The sequence below is a fragment of the Alicyclobacillus acidoterrestris genome (assembly GCF_022674245.1).
GTDB classification, from domain to species: Bacteria; Bacillota; Bacilli; order Alicyclobacillales; family Alicyclobacillaceae; genus Alicyclobacillus; species Alicyclobacillus acidoterrestris.
This window is the reverse complement of sequence record NZ_CP080467.1, coordinates 1,994,459-2,016,058: the sequence shown is the minus strand read 5'-3', so window position 1 is coordinate 2,016,058 and position 21,600 is coordinate 1,994,459. Positions and strand designations below refer to the sequence as shown.

22 protein-coding genes and 2 riboswitches are annotated in these 21,600 nt (G+C 54.3%); of the genes, 5 read left to right on the top strand and 17 right to left on the bottom strand.

Annotated elements, in window-relative coordinates:
• Positions 1 to 26: 26 nt before the first annotated feature.
• On the bottom strand, positions 27 to 575 hold the full coding sequence (rsmD, locus tag K1I37_RS09445; RefSeq protein ID WP_021295466.1) for a 16S rRNA (guanine(966)-N(2))-methyltransferase RsmD: 549 nt from the start codon (positions 573 to 575) through the stop codon (positions 27 to 29).
• A 353-nt stretch (positions 576 to 928) separates the two neighbouring features.
• On the opposite strand from rsmD, the gene K1I37_RS09440 reads away from it, so the two are divergent.
• Together K1I37_RS09440 and K1I37_RS09435 are read left to right on the top strand one after the other, a co-directional pair.
• A complete protein-coding gene (locus K1I37_RS09440) occupies positions 929 to 1,561 on the top strand; it encodes a CBS domain-containing protein (protein ID WP_021295465.1) in 633 nt (210 codons plus the stop codon).
• A gap of 44 nt (positions 1,562 to 1,605) precedes the next feature.
• On the top strand, positions 1,606 to 2,985 hold the full coding sequence (locus K1I37_RS09435; RefSeq protein WP_021295464.1) for an amidase: 1,380 nt from the start codon (positions 1,606 to 1,608) through the stop codon (positions 2,983 to 2,985).
• Positions 2,986 to 3,114: 129 nt separating this feature from the next.
• Here the strand turns inward: K1I37_RS09435 and K1I37_RS09430 are convergent, their stop codons facing one another.
• The 4 genes from K1I37_RS09430 to K1I37_RS09415 form a co-directional block, all read right to left on the bottom strand.
• Positions 3,115 to 4,269: a glycosyltransferase family 4 protein gene (locus K1I37_RS09430; protein WP_021295463.1), complete on the bottom strand. Its 1,155-nt coding sequence runs from the start codon at positions 4,267 to 4,269 to the stop codon at positions 3,115 to 3,117.
• Between the two features lie 9 nt (positions 4,270 to 4,278).
• Positions 4,279 to 5,427 carry an NAD-dependent epimerase/dehydratase family protein gene (locus K1I37_RS09425; protein ID WP_021295462.1) on the bottom strand — a complete coding sequence of 383 codons (1,149 nt, stop codon included), beginning with the start codon at positions 5,425 to 5,427 and terminating at the stop codon, positions 4,279 to 4,281.
• A gap of 156 nt (positions 5,428 to 5,583) precedes the next feature.
• Positions 5,584 to 6,408, bottom strand: coding sequence for an archaetidylserine decarboxylase (gene asd, locus K1I37_RS09420; RefSeq protein ID WP_021295461.1), 825 nt, complete (start codon positions 6,406 to 6,408; stop codon positions 5,584 to 5,586).
• Between the two features lie 160 nt (positions 6,409 to 6,568).
• On the bottom strand, positions 6,569 to 7,432 hold the full coding sequence (locus K1I37_RS09415; protein WP_021295460.1) for a MetQ/NlpA family ABC transporter substrate-binding protein: 864 nt from the start codon (positions 7,430 to 7,432) through the stop codon (positions 6,569 to 6,571).
• Between the two features lie 82 nt (positions 7,433 to 7,514).
• Positions 7,515 to 7,616, bottom strand: a riboswitch (SAM riboswitch).
• A gap of 214 nt (positions 7,617 to 7,830) precedes the next feature.
• Positions 7,831 to 7,953: riboswitch (SAM riboswitch) on the top strand.
• Between the two features lie 76 nt (positions 7,954 to 8,029).
• Between K1I37_RS09415 and K1I37_RS21525 the strand changes: the two genes are divergently transcribed.
• On the top strand, positions 8,030 to 9,076 hold the full coding sequence (locus K1I37_RS21525; protein ID WP_021295459.1) for a methionine ABC transporter ATP-binding protein: 1,047 nt from the start codon (positions 8,030 to 8,032) through the stop codon (positions 9,074 to 9,076).
• Between the two features lie 50 nt (positions 9,077 to 9,126).
• On the top strand, positions 9,127 to 9,732 hold the full coding sequence (locus K1I37_RS09400) for a methionine ABC transporter permease (protein ID WP_081653986.1): 606 nt from the start codon (positions 9,127 to 9,129) through the stop codon (positions 9,730 to 9,732).
• Positions 9,733 to 9,821: 89 nt separating this feature from the next.
• Here K1I37_RS09400 and K1I37_RS09395 read toward each other — a convergent pair whose 3' ends face one another.
• The 3 genes from K1I37_RS09395 to K1I37_RS09385 all read right to left on the bottom strand — a co-directional run bounded on the left by K1I37_RS09395 (position 9,822) and on the right by K1I37_RS09385 (position 12,599).
• Positions 9,822 to 10,022 carry an alpha/beta-type small acid-soluble spore protein gene (locus K1I37_RS09395; RefSeq protein ID WP_021295457.1) on the bottom strand — a complete coding sequence of 67 codons (201 nt, stop codon included), beginning with the start codon at positions 10,020 to 10,022 and terminating at the stop codon, positions 9,822 to 9,824.
• Between the two features lie 113 nt (positions 10,023 to 10,135).
• Positions 10,136 to 12,181 (bottom strand): ATP-dependent DNA helicase RecG, encoded by a 2,046-nt coding sequence (gene recG / locus K1I37_RS09390; protein ID WP_021295456.1) that lies wholly within the window; start codon positions 12,179 to 12,181, stop codon positions 10,136 to 10,138.
• A gap of 64 nt (positions 12,182 to 12,245) precedes the next feature.
• Positions 12,246 to 12,599, bottom strand: a complete 354-nt coding sequence (locus K1I37_RS09385; RefSeq protein WP_021295455.1) for an Asp23/Gls24 family envelope stress response protein — start codon at positions 12,597 to 12,599, stop codon at positions 12,246 to 12,248.
• Between the two features lie 178 nt (positions 12,600 to 12,777).
• On the opposite strand from K1I37_RS09385, the gene rpmB reads away from it, so the two are divergent.
• On the top strand, positions 12,778 to 12,969 hold the full coding sequence (rpmB, locus tag K1I37_RS09380; RefSeq protein WP_021295454.1) for a 50S ribosomal protein L28: 192 nt from the start codon (positions 12,778 to 12,780) through the stop codon (positions 12,967 to 12,969).
• Between the two features lie 76 nt (positions 12,970 to 13,045).
• On the opposite strand, the gene spoVM is transcribed toward rpmB, so the two are convergent.
• The 9 genes from spoVM to def form a co-directional block, all read right to left on the bottom strand.
• On the bottom strand, positions 13,046 to 13,129 hold the full coding sequence (gene spoVM, locus K1I37_RS09375; protein WP_021295453.1) for a stage V sporulation protein SpoVM: 84 nt from the start codon (positions 13,127 to 13,129) through the stop codon (positions 13,046 to 13,048).
• Positions 13,130 to 13,330: 201 nt separating this feature from the next.
• Positions 13,331 to 13,996, bottom strand: a complete 666-nt coding sequence (gene rpe, locus K1I37_RS09370; RefSeq protein WP_031218034.1) for a ribulose-phosphate 3-epimerase — start codon at positions 13,994 to 13,996, stop codon at positions 13,331 to 13,333.
• A gap of 2 nt (positions 13,997 to 13,998) precedes the next feature.
• Positions 13,999 to 14,874, bottom strand: a complete 876-nt coding sequence (rsgA, locus tag K1I37_RS09365) for a ribosome small subunit-dependent GTPase A (protein WP_021295451.1) — start codon at positions 14,872 to 14,874, stop codon at positions 13,999 to 14,001.
• 22 nt (positions 14,875 to 14,896) lie between these two features.
• A complete protein-coding gene (gene pknB / locus K1I37_RS09360) occupies positions 14,897 to 16,924 on the bottom strand; it encodes a Stk1 family PASTA domain-containing Ser/Thr kinase (protein WP_021295450.1) in 2,028 nt (675 codons plus the stop codon).
• Positions 16,921 to 17,682 carry a Stp1/IreP family PP2C-type Ser/Thr phosphatase gene (locus tag K1I37_RS09355; RefSeq protein WP_021295449.1) on the bottom strand — a complete coding sequence of 254 codons (762 nt, stop codon included), beginning with the start codon at positions 17,680 to 17,682 and terminating at the stop codon, positions 16,921 to 16,923. Before K1I37_RS09355 ends, pknB begins: the two co-directional genes overlap by 4 nt.
• A gap of 84 nt (positions 17,683 to 17,766) precedes the next feature.
• Positions 17,767 to 18,813, bottom strand: a complete 1,047-nt coding sequence (rlmN, locus tag K1I37_RS09350; protein WP_021295448.1) for a dual-specificity RNA methyltransferase RlmN — start codon at positions 18,811 to 18,813, stop codon at positions 17,767 to 17,769.
• Between the two features lie 12 nt (positions 18,814 to 18,825).
• Positions 18,826 to 20,184 (bottom strand): 16S rRNA (cytosine(967)-C(5))-methyltransferase RsmB, encoded by a 1,359-nt coding sequence (gene rsmB, locus K1I37_RS09345; RefSeq protein ID WP_021295447.1) that lies wholly within the window; start codon positions 20,182 to 20,184, stop codon positions 18,826 to 18,828.
• Complete coding sequence (gene fmt, locus K1I37_RS09340) at positions 20,181 to 21,122, bottom strand: methionyl-tRNA formyltransferase (protein ID WP_021295446.1); 942 nt, start codon at positions 21,120 to 21,122, stop codon at positions 20,181 to 20,183. Before fmt ends, rsmB begins: the two co-directional genes overlap by 4 nt.
• A complete protein-coding gene (gene def, locus K1I37_RS09335) occupies positions 21,122 to 21,592 on the bottom strand; it encodes a peptide deformylase (RefSeq protein WP_021295445.1) in 471 nt (156 codons plus the stop codon). The genes fmt and def overlap by 1 nt, the downstream gene beginning before the upstream one ends.
• Positions 21,593 to 21,600: the final 8 nt, after the last annotated feature.

The following is a 21,600-nucleotide window of genomic DNA, read 5'->3' as shown; positions in this document are numbered from 1 at the left end:
AACACGGTATACGCCGCAATCAGTCATCAATTCTGTGGTTGGTAGACGCTGACGGCGATATCGCCATACACTTTATACTTTACCTGAACAAATCCACCCATGTCGGGTGGGAGTGTGTGGTGTTTCGGCGTCTCGCAAACAATCCCTCCGTGAATCTGGACATGCTCTGCGAGTGCCATCGCCACGGGTTCCCATAACGCCTTGTCATACGGCGGATCTAGAAACACCCAATCGACATCTGGTACTTCCGCCGAGAGTTTCGCGACGGCCCGCCGCCAATCCAGGCTCCATACCGTCGCCTGCGCAAGCGCGTCGAGTTTCGTGAGATTCTCCCGCACGACATTGAACGCGCGCCTATCGGCATCGACAAATACCGCCCTTTTCGCTCCACGGCTGAGCGCTTCGATTCCAAGCGCGCCGGAGCCTGCAAATAAATCAACGACAATGTCGCCCTCCAACTGATGCGGCAACAGGTTGAACATCGACTCTTTCACCCTGTCGGTCGTCGGCCTGGTATCTCGCCCCTTTGGCGCTTGCAGTGAATGGCCTTTCCACTTTCCCGCGATGACGCGCACGATTGTCTACCCCACTTACTAATCTTGATTTCACAACTTTACCATATGGCTTTGGTTCATCAAAACTGCGGTAAACCACAACAAACTGTGTATGAGCGTACTCAATATGGTCGATACTACTTTTGACAACGGCGATAGCTGTTGTAGGCAACCGAGTGCGAAGAGAGCGGTATCCCCATCCACTCTTCCTCCGGTTTTCTCCTCTCCCAGAAGCGTGCGAACCGACCATGGTAAGCACCGGCAGACCCACGCGTACCCGGGCGTGGGTTTTCTGCACCGCACAGCACAACTTACTCTCCCTGTTTCGAACCTGGCCGTAGTATAATTTCAGCAAGATACGGGGGTGTGTAAACGTGTTTATCCGCAACTGCTTAACGCCAGTTTCCGAATTGGTGCTCATTCGCCCAAATGAAACCATCCGCGCTGCACTACAAAAAATGTCGAAACATCTGAGTTTGCCATGCATCGATGACGAGGAACAGTTCCTAGGCATTGTCAGCAAGCGCAGCATCTTCGAAGCGTTCGAAACGTTTTACAAGGCGGAAAATGGTTCATATGAACGTTTTCTGGACCAGCCGATTGGCACCTGCGTCCTTCGTGACGTCCCAAAACTCAGCTTAGATCATCACTTTGAGGACACCATCGAAATCATCACAAAAATCCCGTTTGTCCCCATCGTGCAAGGAGAGCAGTTTCTCGGCATCGTCAAGCGCAGCAATGTACAAAATGCGCTCGCGGTCGCATTTGCGAAAAATGTCGAATCAGATCGGCTGCTTTTGGGCGTACCGGAAGTGGAAGGCGCATTTGAGCGAATGTTCAACGCGACCCATCGCCTCGGCGTCAGCGTTGTGACCTGCGTTCCTTTTGACGCGGGAGAGCCTTTAAACCGCCGCGTACTGTTAAAAGTACGGAAATCCAGCAAGTTGAACACCCTCGTCGAAGACTTGGAACGCGCTGGGTTCCTCGTTATCCAAGTCAACGGATAAGCAATACCGCACCACCCATAGCCCTAGAAAGGAAGTACACCTTCATGGCCATGACAACACTGCCCGAGACGCTCGTCGCCAGTCTTCAAATGCTAAGGCGCCGCGCGTACACGGCACTTGAATTGACGAATCATTGCCTGGAGCGCATTCAATCGGTCAACCCCGATTTGAATGCGTTCTTGAGCGTAAGCGACGACTATGCGCGGCAAAGAGCCGCCGCCGTCGACACACTCTACGAAACATTTCCGGAAGCACTTGGCCCACTCGCAGGCATACCGATATCCATCAAAGATTTGATTGACACCTCGTTCTCCAAAACCACCTATGGAAGTCAGATTTACCGCGACTTCCAGCCGCAGGCGAACGCTACAGTCGTGAATCGCCTCGAGCAAGCACAGGCCGTCATCGTCGGCAAGACGCACCTCCACGAGTTTGCCTACGGCATCACCAACGAAAACCCTCATTTTGGGCCTGCACGAAATCCGGTTGACCGTGAACGAATGACGGGCGGATCGAGTGGCGGTAGCGCCGCATCCGTCAAGGCGGCACTCGTCCTCGCTAGCATTGGCACGGATACTGGCGGGAGCATTCGCATTCCTGCATCCTTAACGGGGATTGTCGGTTACAAGCCGACACACGGCCTTGTGCCCGTGGACGGGGTGCTCCCCCTTGCTCAAACGCTCGATCACGTCGGCCCCCTCACACGCACCGTCCGCGATGCGGCGCTTGTGACCGACGTGCTCACCGGCGCACACGGGACGAGCCAATCCCTGTTCGCCGCACTGGACCAGGCTGCGCATACCCCCCTCTGCATCGGTATTCCGCAAGGGCTGATTGACCGATTCGGTACCGCGCCAGTCAAGCGGCACTTTGCATCCATTCTCGGCTTTCTGCAGGAGAAAGGCCTTGTCATCCACCAGGAGGAAATTCGCTTTGACGAGAACGAAGTTGCCACACACCAAGGCAACATTCAAGGCGCGGAGGCATTCGCCGTCCATCAAGCTCGACTACAGGCGCACAGGCACCTATACGGAGCGGACGTGCTAGAACGCCTGGAGACGTCGGGTCAGGTATCTGCCCAGGAATACATCCAGAGTTTGACCTTCCGTACAGTATTTCAGCGCGTCATCGAACAGTGGTTTGTCAATCTCGACGTCATCCTTCTACCCACCACGCCGGTGACCGCACCGAAACTCGGCACAGAATACATCGACATCGCAGAAGGAACCACCCACATTCGGCCACTCATGACGCGCTTCACCAATCCATGGAATTTATCGGGCGTACCGGCCATTTCCATTCCTGCTGGTACGATTGATGGCTTGCCGTTTGGCCTCCAACTCGTCGGTGGCATGGGACGAGACGCGCAGTTATTGCGGATTGCCGAACAAGTTGAACGATGTCTAGCAGAGCGAAACGAGTAAACCGCAATCGCTCATTTCTCCTGCCTTATCTTCAACCCTCAAGTCGAGTGAGTCCATCCACTCAAAAAAGAGGGATGCCCCCATTGAATGGGCATCCCTCTTTTTTCAAAACAAACCACCGTGATGGCCTTATCGCGTACCTGACTGAACCGGCCGCGGAACTAATTTATGTGCTTTGCAAACCGCCTCGTAATGTTCCAGAAGTTGCCGACTCGGCCCTTCCCAGTCTAGCGTTTTGGCAATTTCCAAACCGCGTTGCTGAATAGCACGCCGACGTTCGTCGTCCGTCAACAATTGCCGCACGCACTCAATCATCGCGGCATCCGAAGAAGAATCGAAAATGAACCCGGCCCGTCCATTCTCCAAAACCTCGCGTGTCGGAGGACTGTCCGCAGCAAGCACAGGCAACCCTGTTGCCATCGCTTCAAACAACACCAAGCCCAACGTCTCGGTGGTCGACGGGAATAAAAATGCATCCGCCGACGCGTAGGCCTCCGCCAGTTCAGCGCCGTGCATGTAGCCAGTGAAATGCGCATTCGTCCCCGCAAAGATTTGTTCCAAGTCGCGCCGATAGGGACCATCGCCCACAATCGCCAAATGCAAGTCGGGGAATTCGTCTAAGCAGGGGCGGATGCGTTCAATATTTTTCTCCGACGCCAAGCGGCCAACGTACAGAAGAACTGGGTCATTAGGCCCGGCCTTCGGTGCGAGGCGCCTGCGCATCTCCGTCGAACGCTTCGCCTGTTGAAACAACTCGACATCCACACCGCGTTCCCACAGGCCAAGGTTCAAAAATCCCTGCTTTTCTAACTCGTTCATCGTGGCGCGAGAAGTGGCTAAATTTATATCCGCACGGTTGTGCAATGTACGGAAATACCACCACAATGCAGGCTCCAAGAAATTGAGCTTATAATGCCGCGCATAGGCCGGCACATTCGTGTGATATGACGCGATGAGCGGCAGATGGTAACGCCATGCGTAGTAGATGCCGCCTAACCCTAGAAACGCGGGATTGACCGCGTGAATCAAATCGGGTTGAAACCGTTTGATTGCTCGGCCAATCCGCGGTAGCGGCAACGCGTACCGCTTTTCTGGGTACAGGATAAACGGCATGGCCGGAATCCCTACGATGGTCGCGGAGGCGTATTTCGCCGGCGCGCCAGACGGCGCGAACATCAACACTTCATGCCCTTCCTGCTCCAAATAATTGAGCGTGGCACGCAATCGTGTCACAATTCCGTCTGTCGATGGCAAAAACGTCTCCGTAAACATCGCTATTCGCATGAGTCTCAATTACCTCCAGGTTGCATTCGGTCGGATTACGTCAAAATCGACGCGTTCACGGTATTTCCCAGCGGTTTCAATCAACCCTTGAATCAACTCATCAGACAACAGGTGCGGCTGCAATCCAAGATCTAACAGCTTGGTGTGAACCGCATTATAGTAGTGCTCTTCCTTCTCCACACGCGGATTCTCGAGATGCGCAATCTTTGCTTCAATACCCATCCCTCGTGCCACGTTCTGAACACGCTGTGCCAATTCGAGCACGGAGAACTGCTCCGTAAACTGGTTGAATACGCGGAATTCGCCTCTATCGGCAGGATTGAGCGCAGCCAGTTCAACACATTGGAGCGTGTCGCGGATATCGAGGAACGCACGGGTTTGGCCGCCTTTTCCGTAGACAGTCAAATCATGTCCGACTGCAGCTTGGATACAGAAGCGATTCAACGCGGTTCCAAACACACCGTCGTAATCAATACGGTTGACCAAACGTTCGTCGCCCTGTGTCTCGTTGGTCCACAGACCATAAACGACACCTTGGTTCAAGTCGGTCGCACGAAGGCCCCACGAACGGCATGTGAACATGATGTTGTGGCTGTCGTGAACCTTAGACAGATGGTAGAACGAGAACGGCTGTTTCGGATACGGAAGGACATCTTCGCGGCCCTTGTGGACAATTCGGATGTACCCTTCTTCGATATCGATATTTGGCGTCCCATACTCTCCCATTGTACCCAACTTAATCAGATGGCAATCTGGAACAATCTCTTTAATTGCAAACAGGACGTTCAGGTTGCCGACCACGTTGTTCACTTGCGTGAATACGGCATGCTGACGATCAATCATGGAATACGGCGCAGAACGCTGTTCAGCGTAGTGAACAAACGCTTCCGGCTCAAAGTCCCTAAAGATATGTTCCACAAACTCATAGTCCTGCAAGTCGCCAAGATAAAAGCGAATGGACTTACCAGACTTCTCTGTCCATGCTTTCAATCGTTCATCCATGGAGGCAATCGGTGTTAGCGATTGGGTTCCTAATTCTTTGTCCCACTCGCGGCGGATGAGGTTGTCGACAATAGCCACGTCGTGTCCCTTTTCAGAGAAGTACAGCGCGGTCGGCCATCCACAAAACCCGTCTCCACCGGCAATCATAATTTTCACGTTGACGATTCACCCCAACATTCATATGTAGACGCTAGTCTATTCCTACTACAATGTACAAGTTTTCATGCATAGGGGCAACCCCGTAGCATAGGCTGGTATGTTTTCCAAATTGATAGCCTAGTAATTTATCACCGCCAAAACGGGAAAAATCGGTTACCCCCCAATTTGCGCGATGGTGCGCCCCATCCGGATTTTATCCCCCGGCGAAACGACAAACCGCAGCATCACCGACGGTGGAAACAAGAGAACCACCGTGGAGCCCAAAGCAAAATAGCCAACTTCTTCCCCTTTGGCAAATGTCTCTTGGCAAGGTTTATCGAGAATCGGCCCACGCTGCCGCCTGCGCCCAGACGGCAGGTCACCAAACGGAACGACGATACTGCCAACCCCTGCTGCGCCCACCTTGACCATTGCAAACGAACCATGCGCTGAATCAAAGTACGTGACGACGCGCTCATTGCGTACGAACAGTCTTTGCACATGCGAAACCCCGTGCACGTTTACGGGATACAGCGTACCTGGAATATGTCGATAGCGGCGCGCAACACAGTCCAACGGCGCATGAATGCGGTGATAGTCACTGGGACTCAGATATAAAGTGACATACCAGCCATCGGCATAGCTGGCCGCTGCCTCGGCATCGACCAACAGTTCCTCAAGCGAGTAGGTATGACCTTTGATTTGCAAAAGGATGTTCCTGTCAATTTTGCCCATCGAACTGACTTCGCCATCGACAGGCGATACCACACCATTCGCAATCGGTCGTGCTTCCACCGACAATTTTCTAGAAAAGAACTCGCCCAAACTCTTATGCTCCTGAAGGGGCTTGGCCAATTCCTCCAGATTAATGGAAAAATGGCGCGCATACCAAGGGATCAGGCGCGCACTAAAGCGGCGACGGACGATGGCACCAATGATGTTTGTATAGGCGCGCTTTGGCATCAGCCAAAGTAGGCTTCGAACGAAAAAAGACTTCATGATTCCCTCTTTTTTACACTCTGGATTAGAGTCAATATAGGGGTTTTTCAACACTTTGTCTAGGTGTACGACCTTACGAAAATAGAAGAAAGCCCGCCTACTGTACCCAAAACGGTAAGAAAACCGCTGGTACAGTGGGTGGGCCAGTCAATACAACGGATTAAAATACGGGGACAACAGAACCCTGGAATTTCTGTTCAATAAATTTTTTCACCTGTGGCGAGGTGATCGCCTTATCAAGGTCTCTAATCCGCCAGTCGTTCTTCTCGTCTGGGCGGATGACAATGTAATTGGCATAAGTCTTGGCAGCCAGGCTATCGGCTTTTTCCACGGCGAGCGCATCCTTCGTCGTATAACCGGCGTCGATTGCGTAGTTGCCGTTGATGACAGCGTAGTCGACATCGTGCACTGTCCGAGGAATTGCGGCCGCATCGAGCTCTTCAATTTTTACATTGTGAGGATTTGAAACAATATCGGCCGTTGTCTCGTCGATGCTGTTTGGGTTCTTCAATTTCAAAATCCCTGCGTTTTGTAGCAGCAACAGTGCACGCGCCTCGTTTGTCGTATCATTCGGCACGGCAATGGTCGCCCCGTTTGGAATGTTGGACAGTGACTTGCTCTTACCTGGATAAAGGCCGAGTGGCTCAAAGTGCACGGCAACCGTCGGCACCAAATCCGTGTGGTTCTTTTGATTGTAGTCGTCCAAGTACGGCTTGTGTTGGAAGTAATTCGCATCCACCTGACCAGCCGACAGCGCACGGTTCGGCTGAATGTAGTCGTCGTAAACGACAACCTGCAAGTCGATTCCTTCCTTCGCCAGCACAGGCTTAATATCATTCAGAATTTCCGCATGTGGTGTCGGGCTGGCGGCAACCTTCAGGACGACCTCCTTTTTCGCAGAAGCAGTCCCATTGACATTGTTTGTCGATTGATTGTCTGTCCCCGCGGTACCACACCCGACGGCAAACGCGGAACTTAAAGTAACCGCCGCAACGACTGCGGTCGCACGTTTGATATTGCGCATAATTGGCAGTCCCCTCTCCACTCCTCGGCCCAACGACAAAAACCTCTCTTCCACAGGGAAAAGAGGCTTGGTTTGACATGTCCTCTCATCTCCCGGAAAATCCGCAGGAGTTAGCACCGTGCATGTTGCCATGTCGGTTGCCGGGCTTCATAGGGCCAGTCCCTCAGCCTACTCTCGATAAGAGTCAATTGCTTTTTATCGTTGTCACGTACTTTATTTTGACCGGCGCAAGTAGCTTCGCCGTGGGCCTGAAATAGATTGTACAGCATATACCACCCAGTTGTCAATAGAGTTGCAAGGATTTTCTCTGCAGTATAAACTTTCTGTGGTATAGACTTGGTGACTGTCTGATTTACACGACGAAAAACTACGTAGAAAACTACGCAACGGGATAATATTTCTCATCGAGAGCGGCGGAGGGACTGGCCCTATGAAGCCCGGCAACCGATGTGACCGTACCAAACTACGGCGCACTGGCGGTGCTAAATCCTGCGGACAAAAGCACGTCCGATAGATGAGAAGACGAGCACAAGCGCGCCTTCTCATGGCGCGCTTTTCGTTTTTTATCCTGTTGAACAGATAGGAGATTCAGCGACTGTGATTATCCTAGACAACATCTCGAAGACATATCGCCAAAGCCGCGGCGGCGAGACCACGGCTGTGCGCAACGTGTCGCTGCGCATTGAGACAGGTGAGGTGTTTGGGCTCATCGGCTATTCCGGTGCCGGCAAAAGTACCCTGTTACGCTGTATCAACTTGTTAGAGCGCCCGAACGCCGGATCGGTCATTGTGGACGGTATCGACCTGACCCGCCTGTCAAAGCGCGAGCTAAACCAGAAACGCAGAAAAATCGGCATGATCTTTCAACATTTTCACCTGCTGTCCTCAGCGACGGTGGCAGAAAATATCGCTTTTCCACTGCGTTTAGCCAAGATGCCCGCCGCGCAAGTGCGTGCACGCGTGGCACAAATGCTCCAACTCGTCGGACTGACTGGCTACGAACGACAGTACCCAAGCCAACTCTCTGGCGGACAAAAACAGCGCGTGGCGATTGCGCGCGCACTCGCGGCCGAGCCGTCTGTGCTCTTGTGTGATGAGGCGACATCCGCGTTAGATCCGGAGACGACAAAATCCATTTTGTCGCTGTTAAAAGACATCAACCGCCAACTCGGTCTGACCATCGTCATGGTGACACACCAAATGGAGGTCGTCCGAGACATCTGCGATCGGGTCGCTGTCATGACGGAAGGCGCCATTGTCGAATCGGGCCGCGTCTTAGATGTGTTGTTGAAACCATCGCACGACGTCACCAAGCGCCTGTTTCAGTTACATCAAGCGCCGCTTTCGCTGACTGTGCCACCGGCGGCTACGCGCGTGATCGAAATCGCCTTTACCGGGGCCACTGCGCACGACCCAATTTTGGCTGACGTCGCGCAATCGACAGGTTGCACGTTTAGCATCCTGCGCGGGACCATTGACACAGTGAAAGATGTTCCCTTTGGTCAATTGACCATCGCTTGGTTCGGTGAGAAAACGGCCGTAGATGTGGCGATTGTGCGGTTGGAACAGGCAGGATTCATGGTGCTGGAAGAACGGATCAATGACATTTCACCACAAGCGACGGAGGTGACTGTATCGTGTTAAACGGAATTGTGTGGCCGGATATTTGGCAGGCGACCGGATCGACTATCTACATGATTGCCATTTCGACACTGCTGTCGGTCGTCATCGGATTGCCCATTGGCATCCTGTTATACATGACTGCAGCAGGCGGTTTGCGACCGAATCGGATTGTGTATCAGGTGACATCCATCGTTGTCAACATCGTTCGCTCCGTCCCGTTCATCATTCTGTTAATCGCCCTGATTCCGTTCACAGAATGGATAGTCGGGACATCGATTGGTGTCAACGCGGCGATTGTGCCTTTGGTCATCAGCGCGGCGCCATTTTTCGCCCGCGTCGCTGAAACCGCCCTGCGCGAGGTTCATCCTGGCGTCATTGAAGCAGCGCAGTCGATGGGCGCAAGCGTCATGATGATTGTATGGCGCGTGTTACTTCGGGAATCCTGGCCGAGCATCCTCGCTGGTGTCACGCTCACCGCCGTCGCGCTCGTCGGCAACTCGGCGATGTCTGGCGTCATTGGCGGCGGTGGTTTGGGTGACTTAGCCGTGCGTTATGGTTATGAGCGCTTCCAGACCAACGTCATGATTGTGACGACCATTGTTTTGATTATCCTCGTTCAGATTTTGCAAATGACCGGTGACCGGGTCGTTCACCATTTCGCAAAACGCCGCGGCTAATTTGCGCGTTGCCCACAATTTTCGGTAAACGACCCACGAAAAAAAGGCTATCCCCTGAGGGACAGCCTTTCTTTCGTGCAACGCAAGGTTTAGCGGCCAGAAAGCTGTTGTTCAGCAAACGCCACCAAACGTTTCGTAATCTCACCACCGACCGAACCGTTCTGACGAGCGGTCGTCTCAGCGCCCAATTGCACGCCGAACTCGGATGCGATTTCGTACTTCATTTGGTCAAGTGCGCGGCTTGCTCCGGAGATCAAATGCTGGTTGCTCCCACTGTTGTTATTCGCCATGCCATTTCACCTCCCCTTGTCGTTGTAGTCGTAGTATGCTCGCATCCAGGAGAATTATAATTACCAGTTTCGACCACATCCGACAAATTCCGCACACGTTTGACAAACGCGACTCAATCCCGGTAAAACGCCTGTTCCGGCAACTGCTCAATCGCCTTCCGAAGCGGCTCATACGCCGGTGACAACCAAAACGCATCCGATTGCAACATCGCGGTCGCTTCCTCGCGGGCAACCGTCATAATTTTGTAGTCCCGTACCAAATCGCCAACTGCAAACTGCGGAAGGCCGCTCTGCCGAACGCCCAAAAATTCACCGGGTCCACGCAGTTCTAGATCCTTTTCGGCAATCACAAAACCATCCTGCGTCGATACCATCGTCTCAATGCGCGCTTTCGCAGTCTCATTGTGCACTTCCGTCAAAAGAACACACGTGCTCGCCTCTGCCCCGCGCCCTACGCGGCCGCGCAATTGATGGAGTTGCGCGAGGCCAAAACGTTCCGCGTTGTAAATCACCATCACGGTCGCGTTCGGCACGTCGATTCCAACTTCGATCACGGTGGTCGCCACCAACACCTGCGTCTCGCAGTCGCGAAACCTGCGCATGATGTCGTCCTTTTCCCGGGCGCTCATCTTGCCGTGCAACAGTGCCACAGAATAGCCCGCGAGCTTGTCCTGCAAGCGCTCGAAAATGTCGGTCACTGCCGCCATCTCCATCGTTTCCGACTCTTCAATCGTCGGTGCCACAATGTAGGCCTGCTGGCCTTTGGCCAAAGCTCGTCGAACGAGGCGAATGGCGTCGTCCTCATGATTCATCGAAAAGGCGATGGTTTCAATCGGTTGGCGTCCTCGCGGCACCTCATTCAACACAGAGACATCGACATCCCCGTAGACAGCCAACGCAAGCGTTCTGGGAATTGGCGTAGCCGACAGCATGAGAACGTCCGGAGATTCCCCTTTTGCCCGTAACACGGAGCGCTGAGAGACACCAAACCGGTGCTGCTCGTCTGTGACCACCAAACCCAGTCGAGAAAATGCCACATCGTCTGTCAATAATGCGTGTGTACCGACAATCAAATGCACATCACCACTGGCGAGACCAGACAGTGCCGTCCGCCGATCTTTGACACCCGTACTACCAGTCAAAAGTCTCACTTCGACGCCAAGTGGCGATAACACGCGTACTGCTTCCCGATAATGCTGTTCCGCCAGAATCTCTGTCGGCGCCATGAGCGCCGCTTGGTACCCCGCTGTGTATGCCGCATAACACGCAAACAAAGCCACCCAGGTCTTTCCTGAACCAACGTCACCCTGCAGCAAGCGGGCCATCATCTTTGGTGCGCGAAGGTCCGCCAGAATTTCCTCGCATGCCTTCATCTGGGCGTCGGTCAACTGCGCCGGGAGCGCTTGTCGAAACCGCTCCACAGCCGCATCGGATATCTCTTTATGGTGTCCCAAAGGTTGTGCCCGATGTTCGCGAAACCAGTGTAGTTGCATTTGGAAGAGCAGAAACTCTTCAAACACTAATCGCCGTCTCGCCTGGCGCAAATCCTCCGCCGAGGTCGGTTGATGCATGGCGCGAACAGCATCGCGATGAGACCACAAACGATACTTTTGAGATAAAGCAAACGGAAGTAATTCAGGCAACTCGTTCGCATAGAGATCTAATGCCTTTAAAATCAACTGATGCAACTGGCGGGAAGAAAACGACTTGCTCGCGTGATACACAGGTAAAAACGGAACACCTACGCGAACGCGTTCAGCGGCGTCAAACGACGTCTCAGACACGGCAAGCAGGCGCTTTTGCTCGTTCCACTTCCCTGTGACGGTCACAATGCGCCCATCGGTCATTTTTGGTTTCAAATAGTGCTGTGAGAACCAGGTCGCGAAAATCGTGTTTTGGCCGTCAACGCGAAGTTTCGCCGACAACATCGATTTCGATCCACGCCAACGAACCGTTGCCTCACCGGCAACGGTTGCACGTACAGTGATGCGTTCCCCGTCCTGCCAAGCGGCAAGCGGCTTCACTCTGCGGTCCTCATAGCGATACGGAAACGCATGTAATAAGTCGTTTACTGTATGAATACCGAGCGCAGCCAGTTCAGTCTCCTTACTGGGACCGACCCCTGGCAGGCTGCGCACGGGCGTTTGCCTTAGATTCACTCAAACGACACTCCATCGCGGCACGCGGACTTGTTGGCGCAATCGCAAAGAACAAGCCCGAGCACTAAAACTTCACACCTTGAACAAAAATATTGATGGTCGTCGGGTCTACGCCGACGGTGTCCGACAAGAGATAATGCACCTTCTGCCGAATCGTCTGTGCCGTTTCGTAAATGTTGACGCCGTAATTGACCACGATATATAAGTCTACATGCAGAGAACCATCGGCAAACCGCACCTCCACACCGCGTCCCGGGTTATCTCGCCCAAACACTTCTGTCAGGCGATCTACCACCTGACGTCGCGACGCCATTGCGGCGAGCCCCTCACACTCCATCGCCGCGTAGCCAGCACTGGTGGCAATGACTTCGTCTGCGACGGATACTTGGCCGTACTGCGTTTCAATGGTCTTCGGCATGGGAGTCCTCCCTATCCACTTCTGCGTGTTTTCCACTATTGTACTATAAAGACGCACGTCCTCGGAAGCATAGTTGCGGAAACTATGCATATGTGCTAAACTACACGAGGTCAATTTCGGTTTTACAACCATGAGTATGCCAAAATTTACGAATTATCGTGGTCAAGGAGGTGTTCGCATGGCTAGACGATGTGAAATTTGCGGACGCGGACCTCAGGTCGGCAACAAGGTAAGCCACTCACACATCCTGACCAAACGCCGTTGGCTTCCCAACATCCAGTTGGTACGTGCCAACGTCAACGGGACCGTGAAGCGGGTTCGCGTGTGTACGCGCTGCCTGAAAGCGGGCAAGGTTACGCGCGCTGTATAATTGACACGAATGTGAAAAAAGCACCCTTTGGAGGTGCTTTTTTCGTTTTGAAATTGTGCCCTACAATCAGTACATATCAGGAATCCTTCGTAAACGTGCCCAGCATCGCTTTGACGATGCCCCCTAAAAACCGCGGCAACTTGATTGTGTAAAATTTCAAACCACTTCCCCCCCTCGACCAGCCTGCACCAGGGTATCTGGCTGGGCAAGCGCCTCTATCGCTACCTATGTATATTCGCAAACTGTCGAAATGTGCTGAGACAAGTCTAAATCGCAAAACGCAAAAAACCGCGACAATGCAATCTCTGCACTGCCGCGGTTTTTAAGCGACGCACCAACTGCAGCCGCTTTGCTCGCCCGATTACGCCTGTGCCTCGTGGAGCGCGCGCTCCAACGCCGCGATGGCCGCTTTGCGGTCCGTCTCTCCAAACACAGCGGATCCCGCTACAAAAATTTCTGCACCAGCCAACTTCGCATCGCCGATGGTATGCAAATTGATGCCCCCATCGACTTCGATACGAACATTCCCGCGATTCGCCTTCACCAACCGCTCTCTCGCATCGCGAATCTTGTTGAGTGTGGCGGGGATGAACGACTGGCCACCAAATCCCGGGTTCACGGTCATAATGAGCAATAAATCAATCAGATCATCGACATACTCCAACCCGTCCAGCGCCGTACCCGGGTTCAGCGCCAACCCTGCCTGGATACCGTAACTGCGAACCATCTCTAGCGCCCTATGTACATGTGGCGTAGCCTCTTTGTGGACCGTGATGACATCGGCGCCCGCCTCAGCAAACGCAGAAATCACCCGCTCCGGCGCCGCCACCATCAAGTGCACGTCCAGCGTGCAATCAAACCGCTTGCGAAGTGCCTCAACCACCTGATGGCCCATCGTGATGTTTGGCACGAACTGTCCGTCCATCACATCCACGTGAATCCAATCACAACCTGCCTCAATGACCTCTTCGACTTCCGCCGCAAACTTCCCAAAGTCTGCGGACAGAATCGAGGGCGCAATCTGCATCCTCAATACATGTTCTCCTCCTGCTCCCGTAACTCTTGATACATCTGAACGTAACTATCGTAACGCGACCGGTGAATTCGCCCAGAATCGACCTGTGCCTTCACCCCGCAGCCTTCCTCATCCACATGCATGCAACCGCGGTACGCGCAAGTACCTGCCGGCTCTGTAAAGTCCGGGAAATATCGTTTGAGTTCGCGCGACTCGACGTTCAACTGCAACTGACTAAAGCCCGGTGCATCCGCCAGCCAGGTATCCTCGTCCAGTTGAAACAGTTCGACGTGTCGCGTGGTTTGTTTGCCACGGCCAATCTTTTCGCTAACTTCCCCCATTTGCAGTTGTAAACCTGGAGACAGCGCGTTCGCGAGCGTCGATTTTCCGGCACCAGAAGGGCCGGCAACGACATTGACTCGACCACTCATCAACTCGCGCACCGCATCGACACCCGTCCCCTGCTTCGTCGCGATGGCCAGGGTGCGTATCCCGCAATCACGATAAATGGCACACGTTCTCTGCGCCGTCTCCTCGTCTACCAAATCCGCCTTGGTAAACACGACACTCGGCTCAACGCCTGCGATAAGCGCAGCCGTAATCGTCTTGTCGAGCATCAAGAAGTTGAGGTCTGGCGTGACAAATGCAAAGACAACCAGGACGTGATTAACATTCGCAATGGGCGGCCGAACCAGTTCGGATTGCCGTGGCAACACGGATGTGATAATCCCCTCTTTCGTGCCGATGGGGTCATACATGACGATGTCGCCAACAAGAACTGTGACGCCCTGTTTCTTGAACACGCCGCGCGCGCGGCATCGCCGCACCAGACCGTTGTCGGACACGTCGAAAAACCCGCTAATCGCCCGAACTACACGCCCTTCTGCCACACAGACACTCCCTTCAGTCGGCTCATCCTCGAACCGGATAATCGTTGGCCAATTTACCGTTCTCGTAAACTTTCACATCGCCCGTTTGGCCGGGATCCAAATACAACGTCTCCTGCCACGTCGTCGTCTTGTGCACAGATTGATTGACGACCACTTGGTTGTCGCCATTTGCGTCGTCAATGACCACTTCCACCTGCGTGGCTGGTCCCTTCTGCGCTTGAACCGTTATCGAGACTTTGTGCGGCTCTGCGGTAGACGATGCCGATGTGCCGTTGCCTGTGCCATTGGCTGATCCCGTTGAGCCACCGCCCGCCGTCGTATTGTTGTCGGCCGAGCCATTCCCCGTACTATTGTTCCCGGAACCCGAAGTGCTACCGGGATTTTCGGCCACGTACAAATTGACGGTCGATCCCGCCGGCACACTCTGCCCCTCAACATACGGATAGATGTAGTACACCTGCCCGTCCGGAATCTGCGTCGTCTTGTTGTAAGAGACCTTACCGACCTTGAGGTTGGCGTTGGCCAAGGCCTGTACGGCGTCGTCATAGGATAGACCCAGCAAATTCGGAACCGTCGTATTCTCCTGCTGGCTGACCGTCAAGACAATCTTGCCGTTCGTGGCCACCGGCTCACCGGCGGCAGGGTCCGACGAAATCACCTGACCCGAGGGCACCGTCGAACTCTCTTGCGTTTGCTCCGTGATATTCGCAGCCGAAAAACCAGCAGAGATAAGCGATTGTTTAGCCTGGTCGTAGGGCTGTCCCGTGACGTCCGGCATCGACATCTTTGGCGCACCTTTACTGATATACAACGTGATCTCGCGGGTTCTCTTCACCTTTGTGTTGCCGCTTGGCGATTGGTCGTACACGATGCCTTTCGGCTTACTCGCATTCGGCTCGTAGTCTTCTTTGATTTGGTTCGCGCTAAAGCCCGCGTTCTCCAAAGACTTCATCGCCGCGTCCGCAGACTTCCCGACGACCGACGGCAACGAGGCATCTGGCACCTCGACGAGGTGCGTGACCAAGGCAATCGCCGCATATCCACCCACGCCAAGCGCCGCGGCGGCAACGACGCCAATGCCGATATAAGTTCCCACCCTGCGCCACGAACGCCGCGGCTTGACCGCTCGAATCTCGGGCGAGACATCGGAGAAGCCATCCCCGACCACAGGTACCGCGATGGTCTTGTCATCGTAGTCGAGCGTCGGTTGAAACTTCGGGACGTTTGGATGTTCCAGCGCATCCTCCAAATCAGCCTTCACAGCGGCCATATTGACGTAGCGGCCCTCTGGCGCCTTCACCATACACCGAAGAATAATATTTTCGAGGCTCTGCGGAATATCCTTGTTCAACTCGCGCGGCTCGACAAACTGTTCCCGCAAGTGTTTTAAGGCAACGCTCACCGGCGACGGCCCACTGAATGGCAAACTGCCTGTGAGCATCTCATAAAGTACGACGCCAAGCGAATAGATGTCGCTTTTGGCGTCGGTCTGTCCACCACGCGCCTGTTCTGGCGAGAAGTAATGAACAGAGCCCAAGACGCTCGTCGCCTGCCGGTCTGTGATGGTATTGCCTGTCACCGCACGCGCAATCCCAAAATCCGTCACTTTGACGACGCCAAACTTGTTCACCAGAATGTTGTGTGGCTTGACGTCGCGGTGAATAATGTGCTGTTCATGCGCGTGTGCTAAAGCTGCGCAGATTTGCACACAAAGGTCAATTGCCTCTTCAACAGGCAACGGCGCCCGCTCGACGATGACGTCCTTCAACGTCTGACCATCGACATATTCCATCACGATGTAGTATTCTTTGTCGGCGACTCCGACATCATATACGTTGACGATATTCGGGTGGGACAGACGAGCCGCATTTTGCGCCTCCTGGCGAAAACGTCCGACAAACTCCTCGTCCTCGACGAACTGGCTGCGCAGCATCTTGATGGCCACCACTCTATCGAGCAATGTATCGACCGCTCGATAGACAATTGCCATTCCACCGCCGCCTATGACCTCCTGGAGTTGATAACGCCCACCAAGAATCCGTGCGTTCAAGCGTCACCACGCTCCTCTCGGTGGACGACAACCAGTGCGGTCACGTTATCAGAGCCACCGCGCTTGAGCACGAGTTCAATCATATCTTCCAGGACTTGATTCAACGACGCCTCGTCTTGACAACCTTGCGCCCTCTGCATAAACTGCCCGATTTCCGCGTCGTCGACCAGGTTCGTAAGGCCATCCGAACAAAGCAGAATGGTATCCGCCTCTTGCCATGTAAAGCTATTGACGTCCGGGACACTGCGCGGTTCCGTACCGAGCGATCTCGTCACGATATTGCGCTGGGGATGGACCTTTGCTTCATCCTGTGTCAGTTGTCCTCGACGCACCAATTCGGCAACCAAGCTGTGGTCTTTTGTCACCTGCCGGAGTTCACCGCCGGACAAGAGGTATGCGCGGCTGTCGCCTACGTGCGCGATATGGACCTGATGGTTGTCCGCATAGGCGCAGACTATCGTCGTCCCCATCCCCTGGTAATCAGGATTTCCAGTTGCCTCTTGATAGATGGCCTCATTGGCGTGATGGACAGCTGCCAACAACACATCAGCCGAATCGCTCTGACCTCCAATATGTTCCTTCATATAAGCGCTCACTCGCTCCACGGCGAGTTGACTGGCGACGTCCCCTGCAGACGGGCCACCCATGCCATCCGCGACAAGATACAATTCCCCTTGTCCGAGATTGGGCACGATGATATATCCGTCCTGATTCATTGTCCGAACTAGGCCGATGTGAGATTTCGCAGCATATAACATCCCATGAACACCTCTGTAAGCGAACGAGGCCGTCCGGGGGCGCGGCGCACCCCCGGACGCGCACTCTAAATGCACACCATTACCCTATGCGCGCTCTTTCATATGCTCAGCGCGAAGCTGACCACACGCAGCCGCGATATCGTGCCCCATCTCCCGGCGGATTGTCGCATTCACACCGTACGACTGAAGGGCATTCCAGAACGCGTAAATCTGTTTCTTCGCCGTTCTTTGCACATCGCGCTCCGGTACGTAATTGACCGGAATCAAGTTCACGTGGCAAGGCAATCCCCGCAACAAGTCAGCAAGTTCCTTTGCGCACTCGAGCGAGTCGTTCTTGCCGCCGACCAATGCATATTCAAAACTAATTCGCTTGCCTGTTTTTTGATTGTAATAATGACATGCATCCATCAGCTTGGCAATTGGATACGCCTTATTGACAGGCATCATGGACGAACGCAGCGCGTCGTTTGGCGCGTGCAGAGATACCGCCAAGGTCATCGGCCGCCCTTCGTCCGCCAACCGCTTAATGCCAGGTACCAGGCCGACCGTGGAAATGGTGATATGGCGCTGGCCGATATTTAAGCCATGCGCATCGCTGATGATGTCGACAAAGCGCATCACTTGGTCGTAGTTGTCCATCGGCTCGCCCGAACCCATCAATACAACCGACGACACGCGTTCGCCCTTATCGTCGAGCAACCGCTGGCTGAACAACAGCTGTTCCACCATCTCACCCGCACGCATCTGGCGAATCATGCCGCCGAGCGTGGACGCACAAAACGTACAGCCCATCTTGCACCCAACCTGCGACGACACACAGACGCTGTTGCCGTAGTTATGCTGCATCAAGACCGTCTCCACGGTGACGCCGTCGGGCCAACCCAATAAAAACTTCGTCGTCGGATCAACCTTCGACTGTTGATGTGTCACTTCCGCCGCCGTGCCGAGAACACAAGTTTCCGCCAGCTTGTTGCGCAAGCCTTTCGGCAAATTCGTCATCTCGTCAAACGTCGTCACGCGCTTCTGATACAACCACTCAAACACCTGACGTGCGCGGTATGCCGGCTCGCCGTGCTCCTCTTGCATCCACGTCGTCAGTTCGCTCAATGTAAAATCATACAAGTGTACCAACTTCGTCACCCCCTACTGCTTTCTCAACCGCGCCATAAAAAATCCATCCGTGCCATACCGCTCGGGCGTGATGGTCAAACCGCCTGACACATCGTCCGCGAGCATAGCCGGAACCGACTCGCGAATATCCTCTACGACAACCGATACACCTGCATGCTGTTGAATCCAATCGACGACTTGCTGGTTTTCTTCCGGCAAGAGCGTGCATGTCGCGTAGACAATCACACCGCCCGGCCGTGTCGCTTGAATCGCCGCACCGAGCAGTTCGCGCTGAAGCGTCACCAACTGCAAAATATCTGACGGCTTGCGGCGATGGCGAATATCTGGTCGCCTGCGCATGACGCCCAACCCACTACAGGGTGCATCGACCAAGACCGCGTCGTACTTAGCTTGTTTGTCTGCGAATTGGCGTCCATCGCCGAGTGAAGCCACAATGCTTCGCAACCCCAAACGCTCGGCCTGCGCCTTAATCATTCGCACCTTCTGCAGATACACGTCGTATGCATCTATTGTGCCCTCATCGCGCATTAATTCGGCAATGTGCGTCGTCTTGCCACCAGGCGCCGCACACATATCCAGAACATGCATTCCTGGCTCTGGCCCCAAAAGTGGCGCAATCAACATCGCCGCCTCATCCTGAATGGTGCATTGACCCGTTTGATACGCAGGTAAGTTCTCCACGTTGACCGCGCCCGGGACGACAAGCGCCTGTGGTGACAATCCGCCATCCCGAACATCCGTGTGCAGTGCCTCTGCGAGTGTCTCTTTCAGTTCATGACGCGTCGTCTTTAATGGATTCACTCGAACCGTGAGTGGCGCCGCGTCATTACAGGCGGCGAGCATCGCCTCGGCCCGTGGGCACCCATAGGCGTCCATCAACGCGCGAACCATCCACTCTGGAAACCCATGGCGCAAACTGAGCGCCGACACGTCGTTCGCCCGACGCTTGCGGAGCAAATCTTCCATCCGCTCCTCCACCGTCCCACCTGCGCGCAAGTAGGAACGCAACACGCCATTGACAAAACCGCTGGCGGGGCGCGCGTGACGTTTCGCGAGATTGACCGCTTCGTCAATCACGGCATACGCTGGAACACGCGCCAAATACGCCAGCTGATACACACTCATCCGAAGGATTGTGAGCACTTTCTGCTCGACGTCCCGCAGTTTCCGCTTGATATATAATTGGAGCAGTGCGTCAATCGTAATCTGATGACGTACCGTCCCATAGACAATTTCCGTGCAAAGGGCCTTGTCCCGCGGGGACAACGTGTCGTCCGACAGAGCGTGTAATAATGCGACATTCGTAAACGCCTCGTCTTCATAGACGCGGGACAGCGTTCGAAATGCGACAGAACGCGCGGTATCTTTCATGATGGCAGTCCTCGCACAAACGCAAAATCGTCCTGGCGCAGGCCGCCAAACCAATCGCGCGCCGACATTTTCCGCTTCCCCGAAGGTTGAATCGTCTCGAGAACAAGCGCGCCATCGCCACAGCCTACAACAATCTCTCCACCGATACGACGTACCTGACCCGGCTCAAGTTTCACAGTGCCTTCATGTTTTTTCGCCGACCACATTTTGTACGTCTGTTCGCCATCCCAGGCACTGGCGCCTGGCCAAGGTGACAAGCCGCGAATCTGACGATGAACGGCTTGTGCCGATTGCGCCCAATCGATAAATTCGTCTTCGCGTTCAATTCTCGCCGCGTATGTGACACCCGTTTCAGGTTGTTCGGTGACCACAATTTCGCCGGCCAAATACTTTGGCAGTACCTCGACACACATCTTGGCACCCAGTTCCGCCAACTTGTCGTGCAGTGACCCGACGTCGTCCTCGTCGAGAATCGGAATAGCCCGCTGTTCGAGCATAGGGCCCGCATCGAGCGCCTTCACCATCTCCATGAGGGTCACACCCGTCATCTCGTCCCCCGCCATAATGGCGCGATGAATGGGTGCAGCGCCGCGCCATCGCGGCAGCAAGGAAGCATGCACATTAATCGCGCCAACTTTTGGGATAGACAACACCGATGTTGGCAGTAACTGTCCATATGCCGCCGTGACAATCAAATCCGGCGCAAATGCCGATAATTCCTCGACACTTGCCTTGTCACGCACCTTTTCCGGTTGGAGGACAGGCAGCCCATGGCGCAAAGCAGCCGCCTTGACTGGCGGCGGCGTAAGCACTTTTTTTCTTCCCACTCGTTTGTCCGGCTGCGTGACCACCAGCAGTTCCCAACCTTGCGACACCAACGCATCTAGCGTTGGCACCGCAAAATCAGGCGTCCCCATAAAGACCACCTTAACCGACATTACGCGCGCTCCTCCACTCGTTCGATCTCGTCCTCGCGCAAGTAATCCGTGAACAGGATGCCATTGAGGTGATCGATTTCGTGTTGGATGCAACGCGCCAACAAGTCCTCACCCTCTAATTCGAACGGCTCACCGTCGCGATTTTGCGCGCGAATCTTCACATATTGTGCGCGCTCTACCTTGCCGCTGATGCCTGGCAGCGAGAGACAGCCTTCTGGTCCATACTGCTGACCGCGACGTTCTAAAATCTCTGGATTGACCAGTTCAATCAATCCTTGTCCGACATCGATGACCACCAAACGCTTTAAAATACCAATCTGGTTCGCAGCGAGTCCAACGCCATCTGCGTGGCGCATCGTCTCTGCCATATCGTCGAGCAGCTTGTGAATCGCCGCATTAAACTTCGTTACTTCTTTTGCCCGCTGCCGCAGCGCAGGGTCTTCCCCAATTCGGATGATTCGAATCGACACGATACGGC

Excerpts from the sequence above, each read along its gene's own strand:
- K1I37_RS09435 (WP_021295464.1), top strand. The coding sequence starts at position 1,606 with ATGGCCATGACAACACTGCCCGAGACGCTCGTCGCCAGTCTTCAAATG.
- K1I37_RS09430 (WP_021295463.1), bottom strand. The coding sequence starts at position 4,269 with ATGCGAATAGCGATGTTTACGGAGACGTTTTTGCCATCGACAGACGGA.
- asd (WP_021295461.1), bottom strand. The coding sequence starts at position 6,408 with ATGAAGTCTTTTTTCGTTCGAAGCCTACTTTGGCTGATGCCAAAGCGC.
- K1I37_RS09415 (WP_021295460.1), bottom strand. The coding sequence starts at position 7,432 with ATGCGCAATATCAAACGTGCGACCGCAGTCGTTGCGGCGGTTACTTTA.
- K1I37_RS09400 (WP_081653986.1), top strand. The coding sequence starts at position 9,127 with ATGATTGCCATTTCGACACTGCTGTCGGTCGTCATCGGATTGCCCATT.
- K1I37_RS09395 (WP_021295457.1), bottom strand. The coding sequence starts at position 10,022 with ATGGCGAATAACAACAGTGGGAGCAACCAGCATTTGATCTCCGGAGCA.
- K1I37_RS09385 (WP_021295455.1), bottom strand. The coding sequence starts at position 12,599 with ATGCCGAAGACCATTGAAACGCAGTACGGCCAAGTATCCGTCGCAGAC.
- rpmB (WP_021295454.1), top strand. The coding sequence starts at position 12,778 with ATGGCTAGACGATGTGAAATTTGCGGACGCGGACCTCAGGTCGGCAAC.
- rpe (WP_031218034.1), bottom strand. The coding sequence starts at position 13,996 with ATGCAGATTGCGCCCTCGATTCTGTCCGCAGACTTTGGGAAGTTTGCG.
- K1I37_RS09355 (WP_021295449.1), bottom strand. The coding sequence starts at position 17,682 with ATGTTATATGCTGCGAAATCTCACATCGGCCTAGTTCGGACAATGAAT.
- rsmB (WP_021295447.1), bottom strand. The coding sequence starts at position 20,184 with ATGAAAGATACCGCGCGTTCTGTCGCATTTCGAACGCTGTCCCGCGTC.
- fmt (WP_021295446.1), bottom strand. The coding sequence starts at position 21,122 with ATGTCGGTTAAGGTGGTCTTTATGGGGACGCCTGATTTTGCGGTGCCA.